Source organism: Bifidobacterium sp. ESL0764, from assembly GCF_029395515.1.
Classification (GTDB): Bacteria; Actinomycetota; Actinomycetes; order Actinomycetales; family Bifidobacteriaceae; genus Bifidobacterium.
Genome location: NZ_CP113919.1, coordinates 707,072 through 720,525, shown reverse-complemented (window position 1 = coordinate 720,525; position 13,454 = coordinate 707,072). Strand labels below are relative to the sequence as shown.

The following is a 13,454-nucleotide window of genomic DNA, read 5'->3' as shown; positions in this document are numbered from 1 at the left end:
AATCAGACATGTCGTATTCCCGTCTCTACGAACAGTTCATATCGCACAAAGTGAAGCGTTCACCCACAGATTCAAGACTCGTCAGGCACCACAATCCTCTGGCCCGGCTGCAATTGAGCCGAATCAAGCTGATTCAGATCCATGATTTGCGCAACCGTGTCTCCCACATTCTTGCTTTCCGGCGTAATCTGCCGGGCGTATGACCACAGGGTATCGCCGGGACGAACCGTATAGCTGACAACATTGGCCTCGCCGGTGGCCGAATTCGCGACATGCGGGGCAACTGCCTGCCACGCGAAGAACGCGACGACGGCGAGCACGAGCGCCGCAACAACCCTGTTGCGTGCGAGGCGGCGACGATTGGAAGCGCTGCGAACTTTGGAATCACTGGTTTTTACACTCATCTTCTGCACTCCTTCGAACATCTGTACTAACGAACGTTTGTTCTATATTGACACAGATGTTCGAAAAAAGCAAGGCCGAATCGAACATCTGTTTGAAATTCTTGAGAAAATGGGTTATGCTGTAAGTCAAACGCCGAAAGGAATTACCGTGAGCACCCTTCCACCTATCCATTCTCCACATGGCAACTTCGCCAAGGCCGCGCCGAACCAGCCGTTGACGGACAGGCAGCGCAAGGTATTGGAGGCCGTACGCGGTCATGTTTCCCGTTACGGTTTCGCGCCTTCCTTCCGCGAGATAGGCGAAAAGGCAGGGCTGAAGAGCCCTTCATCGGTCAAGCACCAGCTCGAGGTCCTTGAAGACAAGGGCTATATCAGAATGAACGCCAACAAGGGACGCGCCATCGAATTGGTGGAGCCACAATCCAATATCGGCGAAAGCAGCCCCACCTCTACGGTCCTTCCATTCAGCCCTCAGGACGAAACGGACGAGGCCATCGCCCAGTCGCATGACATCCCGCTGGTAGGTCGCATCGCGGCCGGCACACCCATCACGGCGGAACAGCACGTCGAGGATGTGATGAGATTACCGGAACGGCTCACCGGCAACGGCAATCTCTTCATGCTCGAGGTCCATGGAGATTCGATGATCGACGCCGCCATCTGCGACGGCGATTTTGTGGTGGTACGCGAACAGGAGACCGCTGAAAACGGCGATATCGTGGCTGCATTGCTCGACGGTGAAGCCACGGTCAAGACGTTCCAGAAAGACCACGGCCATGTCTGGCTGATGCCGCATAACCCGTCCTACTCCCCCATTGACGGTACGTATGCCAAGGTGATGGGCAAGGTCGTTACGGTTCTGCGCAAGATCTGAACCACTATTTGTCTAGAACGATGCCGGCGCTGCAGTCAATCTGCGTACCGGCATCGTTGTTTCGAAAATCGTGTCCCGGAATCCGAGAAAGCTCCAATGCCAATGTGTTGATTGAGACTCCAGCTGCCCGAGTTATCCAACCAAAACCGTGGAACCTCCAACACCCAAATTCAGATTCACCGTATGCCCCACAATCCGGCCGAACCCCGTTCAGCGATGAATCTCCTCGCTTTGCGCTTGGCTGAAGCCAAGAGGCTCAAGCTGGAAGGTGGTGTGCGGAATCGAGACCGAGAAATGCTCGGTCAGGCAGGTGTGCAGACGATGCAGGATATCGGCACCCTGCTCCATCGTAAGCCCCGGCTCCACCACGACATGTGCGGTCAGGATCGGCATGCCGGTCGCCACGGTCGAGGCATGTACGTCGTGGACGTCGATGACGTGGTCAACGCTTTTCATATGATTGCGCACCTCGTCGAGATCAAGGCCTTCAGGGGTTTCTTCAAGCAGTACTTTCACAGCGTTCTTCATCAGTACGAAAGCCCTGGGCACGATGAGCAGGGCGATGACCGCACCGGCGAGCGCATCGAAACCATGCCAGCCGGTGGTCATGATGACGATGGCGGAGATCACGACGGTGAACGAGCCCAGCGCGTCGTTCATGGTTTCCAGGAATGCGGCACGCATGTTCATATTGTCTTTGTGCTGGCCGGAAAGCACGAACACGGAAATCACGTTGAACACCAAGCCCAGAACGCCGAAGCCCAGCAGCATACCCACGCTTTGCACCTCGTCGCGCGAGAATCCGGCGAGCCGCAGAACCGCTTCGACCAAGGCGTAAACACCTACGGCCATCAATATCAACGCGCCCAGCCCTGCGGTGATCGGCTCAAGCCTGGCCCAGCCCCAAGTGCGTTCCTTATTGGGTTTCCTGCGCATCAACACGGCCGTGATGGTGGAAGCGGTAAGCACCGCGACATCCGTAAGCATATGGGCGCAATCCACCAACAGCGCCAGCGAGCCGGTGATGACCGCACCGACCACCTCAACTGCGAAAATCGTCAAGGTGAGTCCCAATGTCACCATCAATCGGGTCTGGTGCTCCTTGGCCTTGCCCTGACCTTCGGGCTGTATCTGCCCTTGCGCATTCAACGCTCCGGTCTCTCGCTCCTGCGAAGTCATCACTTTGCCTGCCTCCCAATCCTTGCCGTCGTCAAAGCCGGAACCCATATTCCTTTACGTCTTCGTCTTTTTTGACGTGCATTCGTTTTCAAAGCGCCACACGTCGCATTACTCGTGACACTATACGCGTCAAAACCTATACTTCAGTTGGGTTTTACGGCTCACAGCCGAAGAACAAGCAGGTCGCACAATATTGTGCATTTCGTTTTTCCTTGACACTAAAACCGACAATCTTTCTCATTGTCAACGTTTCAGAAAACGGCCGCGTCAAAAGGATGCAAAACCACAATGTCGCCCTGCCAAAAAGCAGGACGACATTTGCCTTTACCAAGCATAACCGGCGGGGAAAACACCTACGCCGGCAACCAGGAAATCAGAAACCGAACTTGGCCACGGCCGCCTTCAGCGTCTCCGCAGAACGGCGCAATTGCTCAAGCTCGTGGTCGGAAAGCGGGGTGTTGATATGGGAATTGACGCCGGAACGGTTGACCAGGGTCGGCACCGACATGCAGATGTCCGAGATGCCGTGGAAGTCCTGCAGCAGCGAGGACACAGGCAGCACGCGGTTCGAATCGGTCAGGACGGATTCGATGATATCGACGCCGGACATGGCGATGGCGAAGTTGGTGGCGCCCTTGCCGTTGATGATGCGGTAGGCGGCGTTCTTGACCTCCTGATGGATCTCCTCGCGTTTGGCGGCGTCGAGCGGATCATGGCCCGGCAGCGCCTTCCAATCGCACATGGAGACGCCGCCGATGGTGGCCTCAGCCCACAGCGGCACTTCGGAATCACCGTGCTCGCCGGCGATGTAGGCATGGACGTTCTTGACGTTGACACCGGTCTGCTGACCGATCAGGAAGCGCAGGCGGGCGGTGTCGAGATTGGTGCCCGAGCCAAAAATCTGGTTGGCCGGCAGGCCGGAGAGCTTGAGCATCACATGGGTGACGATGTCGACCGGGTTGGTGATGAGCATGTAGATGGCGTTCGGGGCGACTTTGATGACTCCCGGAACGATGGACTTCATCATATTGATGGTCGCGCCGGCGAGGTCAAGCCTCGTCTGGCCGGGCTTCTGGCGGGCACCCGCGGTGATGACCACCATATCGGCGTCGCGGCAGATCTCGATGTCGTCGCTGCCGGAGATGGTCACGGAGGGATAGAAGCTAGAACCATGCTGCATATCAAGGGCTTCGGCCTCGACACGGTCCTTGTTGATGTCTTCGAGCACGATATTCCGGGCTACGCCGCGCTGGGCAGCGGCGAAGGCGAGCGTGGAGCCGACGGCCCCTGCCCCGATGATGGCAAGCTTGGTTGGTTTAATGGCATTGGACATATGATTGAACCTCTTTCCGCATGAATGTTCTAAGAAGAACGATAATCGGCTGCGCCTCTCCTCGTCCCCTCATTCAAACCCTTTTTCACACAGCCATGCGAGCAGACCACGACGCAACGGTATAGCTGCGCCATGCTTCTCGTCATTGTGATAACCGCAAACCTGAACGGGCGCAAAATCAAGACGAACGAATCACTCCGCCTTCGCACCGTTGGCAATCGCCCGGCCGAATCCGAATCGGCGTCTTAGCGAAACCTTGCGGTTACCGTTATTTTATCAGGTAGCATACATAAATTCGCCGGCGGTCGCATTCGCCGTTTCTGTATCTATTATATTATTTCTTATTCAGATCCGACACTTCACAAAGAGACCGGCTTCCGAAACGACTAACCGACCGCCTGATCCATCACCTGAGCTGCCAAACGCGAGTCGACGTCGGCCTCAAGCGCAACACCATCGGCCCGATAATCCTCTTTCTCGACCTTTCCATACTCACGCACGCGGGAGAGCAAAGAACCGGCCTTGTCGCTATACGGCAGCAGCGCCTCGACGTGGACCTGCGGGACCGGCAGCACCTTTTCTACTCTCGCGCGCAAGTCGCTCAGGCCGTTTTCGCTGGCCGCGGAAACGATCAGCGCGTCCGGGCGGATGTTGTGCAGGCGATCAAGCGTGCCCTGATCGACCTGGTCGGCCTTGTTGAAGGCTAGGATGCGCGGGATGTCGGAGACGCCGTCGATGCCGGCGAGCACGTCGTTGACCGCGACGACCTGTGCGAACGGGTCGGTGGTGGACGCGTCGACGATGTGGAGGATGACGTCGGCCTCGGCTATTTCCTCAAGGGTGGACTTGAATGCCTCGACCAGTTGGGTGGGCAGGCGGCGCACGAAGCCAACTGTGTCGACGTAGGCGTAGAGCCGTCCGTCCTCGGTTTTGGCGCGACGAACCGCCGTGTCGAGGGTGGCGAACAGGGCGTTGCCGACCAGCTCGCCGGAGTTGGTCAGGCGGTTGACCAGCGAGGATTTGCCGGCGTTGGTATAGCCGACCACGGCCACCGTGGGCAGGCCATAGCGATGGCGCGAGCCGCGTTTGACCGCGCGGGCGGGAGCCATGGCGCGAATCTGCTTTTTGAGACGGGCGATACGGGTGCGGATGACGCGGCGGTCCATCTCGATCTGCGTCTCGCCCGGGCCACGGGAACCGATGCCGCCGTTGACGCCGGCCGCCTGACCGCCCGCCTGACGGGAAAGCGAACCGCCCCAGCCGCGGAGTCTGGGGAGCATGTATTCCAGCTGTGCCAGCTCGACCTGCGCCTTGCCCTCACGGCTGGTGGCATGTTGGGCGAAGATGTCGAGGATGACGGCGGTGCGGTCGACCACCTTGACTTTGGTGGCGTCCTCGAGCGCACGACGCTGGCTCGGGGCCAGATCGCCGTCGACGATGATGGTATCGGCCTCGTTTTGCGCCACGATTCCAGCGATCTCTTTGGCTTTTCCGCGACCGACGTACGTGGCCGCGTCGGGCTTTAGGCGATGCTGCAAGACGCCGTCGCAGACCACAGCACCAGCGGTGTGCGCGAGCGCCGCCAGTTCACGCAATGATTCCTCGGCCTGTTCGATAGTGGTCTCGACGTTCGACCACACCCCCACCAAGACCACGCGTTCGAGGCGCACCTTGCGGTATTCGACGTCGGTCTCGTCCTGCATCTCGCCCAGGCCGACCACGTGCTTGAGCTCGTTGCGCGCCTCTCGCTCGCTCCATTCCTCGGCACCCGGAGCGCCCTGCTCACTGTGTTCCTGCAGGATATCGGACCGCTTGCGCAGCACCTCGCCTTGTGCATCGCCGCGCATATCATCATTCGCCAATAAATCAGCCTTTCGTCAGTTGTCCATCTTTCTGTTATCAGCATATTCGATGAGGTGAACCCACGTTCACTGTTCCGGCACAGAAACTAGTATGGAGGCTCTGATATCGATACATGGCACGGGCCATGAACGTGATTGAACGAACAGGACAGCATGGGCGAGAACAGCACCGAAAAGACACGGCCGAATCAAGCAAGGCAGGCAAGTGGCCACGCGAACAAGGCACGCAAGGCGGAGCAGTATTTTTCCGCGCAACCCTCGTCGCGCGACGTACGGCGGAACCTGCACGTTTCGCTGCGCGGGCACGAGGTGGACGTCGAGGTGTCCAACGGGGTGTTTTCGGGGCACCGGCTTGATCTTGGGACCTCCGTTCTGCTGAGGCATGCACCGCAACCTCCCGAATCCGGCACGTTCCTCGACATCGGCTGCGGCTGGGGGCCCATTGCGTTGGCGATGGGGCTGGGATCGCCGAAAGCCGATATCTGGGCGCTGGACGTCAACGAACGAGCGCTGGAACTGACAAAGGCCAACGCCGAAAAACTGGGACTCGGCAAACGAATCCATGCGGCAAAAGCCGAAGACATACCGGCAAATCTGACCTTCGACCTCATCTGGTCGAACCCGCCCATCCGCGTGGGCAAGGATGAGCTGCATACCCTGCTGATGGCCTGGCTCCCTCGGCTTAGCACCAATGGCTACGCTTATCTGGTCGTGCAGAAGAACCTCGGCAGCGATTCGCTGATCAAATGGCTGTCGACAGAACTCGGCGACGATTTTTTAGTTACGAAATACGCAAGCTCCAAGGGCTATCGTGTCATCGAGGTTCGGCACTGAAGATTCGCACACACAAAGCGGCAGGTAGGTACCAACGAACCCAGCATTCAAGCTTCATTTTTTAGATAGTCATGCTTGCGTGTGCGTACAATAGAGAAACACATGAAATATCATTATCCTCAAGAGTTGCCGGTCAGCGCGGCACATGACGAGATCCAGCAAGCCGTACGCGATTCGCAAGTCGTCATCGTCTCCGGCCAAACCGGTTCCGGCAAGACCACCCAGATTCCGAAAATGCTGTTGGAGATGGGACGAGGCACCCACGGCCATCAGATCGTGCACACCCAGCCGCGTCGTCTGGCCGCCAGAACCGTGGCCGAGCGTATCTGCGACGAGATGGGCGTGAAACTCGGCGAGGAAATCGGCTATCAGGTCCGATTCACCGACGAAAGCTCACCCAAGACACGTTTGCGCATCGTCACCGACGGCATTCTCTTGGCGCAGATCCAGCACGATCCGAAGCTGACTCGCTATGACACCATCATCATCGACGAGGCGCACGAACGCAGCCTCAACATCGATTTCCTCTTGGGTTACCTGACCGCCCTACTGCCCAAACGCCGCGACCTCAAGCTCATCATCACCTCGGCGACCATCGACTCGGTGAAGTTCAAGGAGCATTTCGAACACGCGCTGCACGCCAAGGTTCCCGTCATCGAAGTCTCCGGACGTACCTACCCGGTGCAGATCGTCTACGAGCCGCTGGGAGGCATGCCGGCGCTGATGCGTCACGTCCCCGGTTTCGCCGACGGGTCGCTGCCCGATGAGAACGGCGAAATTCCAGGAGCAGATAGCACTTCGGGCAACACGGGCAGCGAAGACATGCCACGCGCGGTGGCACGCGCGTGCGCCGAGCTGGTCATCCATTCCTCGCACGACCGCGGGCCGCGCGACATTCTGGTCTTTGCTTCCGGCGAGCGCGACATCCACGAATATGAAGATGCCATCCGCCATCATTTCGGCCTCCGCGCCTCCGACATGCGCCGGCCCGACGCGCTGGAAATCGTGCCGCTCTACGCCCGGCTATCAAGCAAGGAACAGCATCGCGTCTTCGAACGCCATTCCCACCAGCGCATCGTCATCGCCACCAACGTGGCGGAGACCTCGCTGACCGTGCCCGGCATCCGCTACGTGGTCGACCCCGGCGAGGCCCGTATCTCGCGCTATTCCAAATCCGCCAAGGTGCAGCGCCTGCCCATCGAGGCCATCAGCCAGGCCAGCGCCGACCAGCGCTCAGGCAGATGCGGGCGTATCGCCGACGGCATCGCCATCCGCCTCTACTCATCGGACGATTACGAGTCTAGGCCCCGCTTCACCGAGCCGGAGATCCTGCGCACCTCGCTGGGCGCGGTGGTGCTGCACATGCTGTCGGTGGGCGTGGCCCGCACGGCCGATGACGTGACCCATTTCGGCTTCATCGACCCGCCCGATACCCGTTCGGTGTCCGACGGTTTCAACGAGCTCACGGAACTCAAGGCCATCGCACGCAAGCACGGCGAAGTGCGCCTGACCCACACCGGCCGCCAGCTCTCGCGCATCCCCATCGACATCCGCCTAGGACGCATGATCCTTGAAGCTGCGCACTCCACCACGCCCAATACGCTCGCCTCTGTCATCGTCATCGTCGCCTTTTTAAGCCTGCAGGACCCGCGCGAGCGGCCCGACGAAATCCGCGAGGAAGCCGACCGCGTCCACAACCGCTACGCCGACCAGACCAGCGACTTCCTGACAGCGTTGAACATGTGGGACCATATCTTCGGCCCCGACGAAGGCAGCGACGGCAACCACACCGGCAATGCCAAGTTGCGCAAGATCTGCAAATCCGAATATTTCAGCTTCATCCGCTTGCGGCAATGGCGAGACCTCGTCTCCCAGCTGCGGCAGATGTGCCGTCAAATGCACTTCAAGGTCGGCAAACCCGCTCCAATCTCGCGTCCGGCACCGGAAATCCTCATGCTGCCTATCAACCAGCAGGCGGCGCATGCCCTCTGCTGCTCGTGGGACGCACAGGGTATCCACTCCTCCATGCTCGCCGGCCTGCTGTCGATGATGGGCATGCAGGTGGTGCGCGAACCCAAGGCCTCTGACTTCTCCGGACTCAAGGGGGCCGCCAAGGCACGGGCCATGAAACGCGCGGCCAAGCAGTCGAAGAACGAATATCAGGGCGCGCGCGGCACTCGCTTCGCCCTCTTCCCCGCCTCGAGCGTCACCAAGTCGACCCCACCTTGGGTGATGTCGACCGACCTAACCGAAACCTCCCGTTTATGGGCGCGCTACTCCGCCGCCATCGACCCCGCGTGGGCCGAGCCTCTGGCCGGCAACCTCACCCGCGTCACCTACGCCGAGCCACACTGGTCTGGTTCGCGAGGCAGTGCCATCGCCAGCTCGAAAGTACTGCTCTACGGCCTTCCGATTGTGCAGGATCGACCGGTGCAATGGGGACGTATCAACCCTCCCGAAGCCCGAGATTTCCTGATTCGGCAAGGCCTGGTCGAAGGTGATATTCAGCAGCGCTTCTCCTACGACGATTTCGTCGAGGCCAACCGCGACATCCTGCAGGACGCGGTGGACGACACCAATCGCACCCGTCAGATTTCCGATTCCGTCAGCGACGAGGATCTCTTCGACTTCTACAACGCCGTCATCCCGTCCGAGGTCACCAGTGTGGCCGACCTCGGCAAATGGGTCAAGTCCATTCACGCCAGCCAGCCGCATCTTCTCGATTTCGACCCGGAAAAGGTTGAACGCCTGCAGTCGCACGAATCCGTGGACTTGCGCGACTATCCCGACCAGTGGCATACGCAGGGCAGCGATGGCTCCCCTATCGACCTGCGTCTGAGCTATATCTACAACCCCAGCGACCCTGCTGACGGCGTGACGGTGCACATACCGATCAAAACCCTGTCCCGCTTGACTCCTGAGCAATTCACTTGGAACGTTCCGGGACTGCTTGACGAACTTATTTTGGGCTATATCAAGTCATTGCCGAAATCCCTGCGTGTCCAGTTCGTACCCGCTCCCGATACGGCTCGCAGGATTCGCGCGGCCATAGACGAACGGTATCCGAATCTGCCCGGCTCAGGTTCCGAAGGCAAGCCGAATCTGCCACCTGTCGATGAGGCAACAGGCACCGCACGCTGGCCGGATTTTGCGCACGCCTTCACGTACGCCGCCATCACCAACGTCAACGCGACCATCCATCCCGAGGATTTCAACAGCGACCAGCTCGACAAGCTTTCGCCGTACCTGCGCGTCACGTTCTGCGTCGAGGAACCGTTGCCGCCGACACCCGGCAAAGGCAGTCGCCACGGCGGCAAACATAGCGGCAAAAGCAAGCAGAATCGGACCGATGCCACCAATCCGACTATCATCGATGACGCGACCTTCCGTGCCCAACGTCACGGTAAAGCTCAGCGTTACCGCGTGCTCGGAACCGGCAAATCGCTGGTCGAGCTGCAACACAAGTTCGCTCGTCAAGCACAGGCCAGCGCCCGCAAAACCGTGGAGCGTCAAGCCAGCAAAGCCAAATCGCAGGGCAAGGTGGTCGCACAGGCGAACCTCTTGAACAAGGCCGGCGCCACTACTGTCTCCCGCGCCGAGATGCTCTGGCAGGCCGCATATGAGAAACTGAAGTTGCCCGAAGACCGTATCTCCTCCCGCTGGCTTGGCAGCGAGGCGCTGATGCTGGCGAGCGCACCATACAAATCCACGAAACTGTTGGTCGACGACCTCGAGCTGGCAGCGGTCAAACGTCTGCTCCCTCATATCGACAAGCTCGCCGATGACACCGCATTGGCCGAGGCCGTGAGCGGCGTAACCCAGACCTTTGAGGACACGGTCTACGCCGTGGCCCACGACGTCATCGCCATCTTGAAACGCTATGCCGCCGTCGATTCAGCGGTGGGAGGCAAGGCGGATCTGACGATGCTGGCCGTGCTGCAATCGGTACGAGAACATATCGCGACGCTCGTCTACCCCGGTTTCGTAGGCAAGACGCCTCCATTTGCCCTGCCGAATATCGAGCGCTATCTGCACGCCGACCTAATGCGCTTGGACAAGGCGAAAGCCGACAAGAACCGTGACGTTCGCTGGGCCTGGGAGGCCGACGAAGCCAAGGATCTGGTCACCAAAGCACAGGAAAAACTCAAGGCCGAACCCGCCGGCCCTCGCCGCGAGGCGTTCGGCAAGCAGGTGGAGCAGGCGCGCTGGATGCTCGAGGAGTTCTACGTCTCGCTGTGGGCGCAGGAACTGGGCACCAAGTCCCCCGCCAGCCTCAAGCGCATCCGCAAGGTGCTGGCCTGAATACACCGATATACCTTCGCAGCGGTTTTCACGCACTGGACTTTTCTGCCGGTAAACTCTCAGGGGCGCACGATAGCATGGGTGACGTGGCATCATCTTCCAAGTCTCGCAAGCGTTCCCGTTCCTCTTCCAAATTCATCGCGACCTGCAAACGCAAGTGGCGCAAGGCCGGCGTGCCCGCAAAAGCCGGGGTAGTACTCGGCGGCATCGTGGCGGTGATCTGCGTGATGGCTCTGGTGATGGGGCTGATTCGCATGGTCCAATGGCATATCGAGGTCACGGACGTGCAGAAGCGGCAGGAAGAGATGGTACAAAAGTACGATTTCGACCCCGGCAACATCATCTCGGACGCACAGTTCTTCAACGCCGATGCCATGAGCCAGGCCGAAGTTCAGGCCTTCATCATTCGTCACGGACCGAACTGCACCTCCGCGAACTGCCTGCCGGTAAAAACCTTCGATACCTCCGACATCGCCGCCAACAGCCTCTGCAAGACATACAAAGGCGCCAAAGGCGAGTCCGCGAGCGCCATCATCTACAAGTCCTCGCAGGCCTGCGGCGTCAGTGAAAAAGTGCTCCTGACCGTCATGCAGAAGGAGCAGCATCTCATCGGCACCGCCAATCCCACCGATTTCCAATACAAGGCCGCCATGGGCCTGAGCTGCCCGGACGACGCCGATTGTGACCCGCGCTACGCCGGCTTCTTCAATCAGGTCTACGGCGCGGCCAAGCGGTTCAAGTACTATCAGGCCCACGAAAGCCAGTACGGATACCACGCCGGCACGCTCAATTACGTGCAGTACCATCCGAACAAAAGCTGCGGCGGTTCTGAGGTCTATATCCGCAACTCCGCCACCGCCCTGCTCTACGTCTACACGCCCTACCAGCCCAACACCGCCTCGCTCAAGGCGGGCCTTGGCGAGGGAGACGCATGCTCCAGCTATGGCAACCGCAACTTCGCACTGATCTACAACAACTGGTTCGGCGACCCGCGCAAGTAGGGGCTTCATCACCGGCTTATCTATGGCAATGAGAGGGCTTTATTACCATAGATAAGCCACTCGCTCACTCCCGGTGGCTCAAAAATGGTAGAATTACACGCCAATTACCATAAATAAGCCACTCACCAGCGTTAAGCGGCTCAAAATGGTAATTTCACGACGTTATCGTCATAGATAAGCCGCTCACACCCGCATGATAACAGCGTTCTGCAACATATCAGCACTGCAGAACGTGTCAATCAATTTTTACTTGACATATTTCCACAGCACGGTGGTGATGACGACGGCTAAAAGCGCAAAAACAGCGGCGAACGGGCCAAGCCAGGTCAGGCCGAGCAGGCTGTTGACCAGACCTCCGACGGCCGAGCCCAGCGCAATGCCGATGTTGAACGACATCGAGTTGAGCGACGAGGCGAGGTTGAGGCAGCCGGGGTGCGCGGCTTCGGCCACATCCATGTACAGCACCTGCGACGAGGAATTTTGCAGGTACATCAGCATGCCCAGCACGATGAGCAGCGGCACGCCGAACCACGGCAGGAAATGGACGAGAGGCAGAGCGCAAAGACAGATCGTCTGAGCCACATAGATGGGCCGGATCCGCGCCAACGGCTCGACACTGTTGCCCCGACCAGCCAGTTTGCCGCCGTAAAGGTTGCTGAAAAGACAGGCGAGACCGAACACGACCAGGCCGGCACTGAGATACTGCTTCGGCAGGTGGATCTCGTCGCGCATAATCGGGGTGAGATACGTATAGAAGACATAGCTGGCCGCTGCCCCGCAAAGCACCGCGGCGACGCCCAGATCGATGCGTGGGTCGAAGAACAGCTTGAATTGCGCGAAGAAACCGATATGCTGCATCTGCCCGCCACGAGGCAACACCACCATCATCGCAACCATGAGCACCGCGCTCAAGGCGACGATCAGCCAGAACGTCCAGCGCCAGCCGCACACGCCCGCGAGCCACGTTCCCACGGGTACACCCGCGACGGAGGCAAGCGAGAATCCCGAGAATACCCAGGCGATGAATTTCGTACGATGACGGGGATCGGTGACCTCACCCGAGTAGGTCATCGACATCGCCACCAGCGTGCCGGAAACCAGCGCGATGATCATCCGGGCCACCACAAGGAACGCGAAATTGAGAGCTACCGCGCACAATGCGTTGCCCAGGATGAACACGACCGTAAGCGCCATGTGTGTGGGAAAGCGCGGGAAACGCCCGCTTAGGGCCGAACCGATCGGAGTGGCCGGAGCGTAGACGAAGGCGAATATCGAGACCAGATTGCCGACCGCGACCTCCGAGACGGAAAGCCCGCGGGCGATGTTCGGCAGGATGCCGACGACGATGAATTCGCTCATGCCGAGCATGAAGCTCATGGCGACCAAGGTGAACACGGGCAGGTTCCAGAAACGTGGGTTGGCGGATTCTGCCGTGCCGTTTCGTTCATTGCCGGATTGCGTCTTTCCGCTCGATTGCGCCTCTTGAGGGGCCATAACCTCGTCATCGGCTCCCCCGCCATTGCGGCGCACTGCTGCCTGTGCCATCGTTCTCTCGTCTCTGTCACGCGATTGGTCGATGATGCTTTTGACTCGCCTATATTCAAGCATCTTCACCATGAAATAGTACGAACGGGACGTGTCAAAAAAGCACACAACACGCCCGAA

General features: G+C 59.3%; 9 protein-coding genes. 4 read left to right on the top strand and 5 right to left on the bottom strand.

The features are described 5' to 3' along the window. Positions 1-71: 71 nt before the first annotated feature. Positions 72-404, bottom strand: a complete 333-nt coding sequence (locus tag OZX71_RS02540; RefSeq protein WP_277145531.1) for a LysM peptidoglycan-binding domain-containing protein — start codon at positions 402-404, stop codon at positions 72-74. A 166-nt stretch (positions 405-570) separates the two neighbouring features. Between OZX71_RS02540 and lexA the strand changes: the two genes are divergently transcribed. Continuing rightward, positions 571-1,278 carry a transcriptional repressor LexA gene (gene lexA, locus OZX71_RS02535; protein ID WP_277160636.1) on the top strand — a complete coding sequence of 236 codons (708 nt, stop codon included), beginning with the start codon at positions 571-573 and terminating at the stop codon, positions 1,276-1,278. Positions 1,279-1,488: 210 nt separating this feature from the next. Here the strand turns inward: lexA and OZX71_RS02530 are convergent, their stop codons facing one another. From OZX71_RS02530 to hflX, 3 genes are all read right to left on the bottom strand, one after another. Next, on the bottom strand, positions 1,489-2,361 hold the full coding sequence (locus tag OZX71_RS02530; protein WP_277160635.1) for a cation diffusion facilitator family transporter: 873 nt from the start codon (positions 2,359-2,361) through the stop codon (positions 1,489-1,491). 469 nt (positions 2,362-2,830) lie between these two features. Then, positions 2,831-3,790, bottom strand: a complete 960-nt coding sequence (locus OZX71_RS02525; protein WP_277160394.1) for an L-lactate dehydrogenase — start codon at positions 3,788-3,790, stop codon at positions 2,831-2,833. Positions 3,791-4,176: 386 nt separating this feature from the next. Further along, positions 4,177-5,637, bottom strand: a complete 1,461-nt coding sequence (hflX, locus tag OZX71_RS02520; RefSeq protein ID WP_277160634.1) for a GTPase HflX — start codon at positions 5,635-5,637, stop codon at positions 4,177-4,179. Positions 5,638-5,805: 168 nt separating this feature from the next. On the opposite strand from hflX, the gene OZX71_RS02515 reads away from it, so the two are divergent. From OZX71_RS02515 to OZX71_RS02505, 3 genes are all read left to right on the top strand, one after another. Further along, positions 5,806-6,486 carry a methyltransferase gene (locus OZX71_RS02515; protein WP_277145533.1) on the top strand — a complete coding sequence of 227 codons (681 nt, stop codon included), beginning with the start codon at positions 5,806-5,808 and terminating at the stop codon, positions 6,484-6,486. A 102-nt stretch (positions 6,487-6,588) separates the two neighbouring features. Next, positions 6,589-10,788 (top strand): ATP-dependent RNA helicase HrpA, encoded by a 4,200-nt coding sequence (gene hrpA, locus OZX71_RS02510; RefSeq protein WP_277160393.1) that lies wholly within the window; start codon positions 6,589-6,591, stop codon positions 10,786-10,788. Between the two features lie 77 nt (positions 10,789-10,865). Then, entirely contained in the window at positions 10,866-11,789 is a 924-nt protein-coding gene (locus tag OZX71_RS02505; RefSeq protein WP_277160392.1) for a hemagglutinin, read from the top strand. A 246-nt stretch (positions 11,790-12,035) separates the two neighbouring features. Here OZX71_RS02505 and OZX71_RS02500 read toward each other — a convergent pair whose 3' ends face one another. Further along, complete coding sequence (locus OZX71_RS02500; RefSeq protein WP_348519531.1) at positions 12,036-13,166, bottom strand: MFS transporter; 1,131 nt, start codon at positions 13,164-13,166, stop codon at positions 12,036-12,038. Positions 13,167-13,454: the final 288 nt, after the last annotated feature.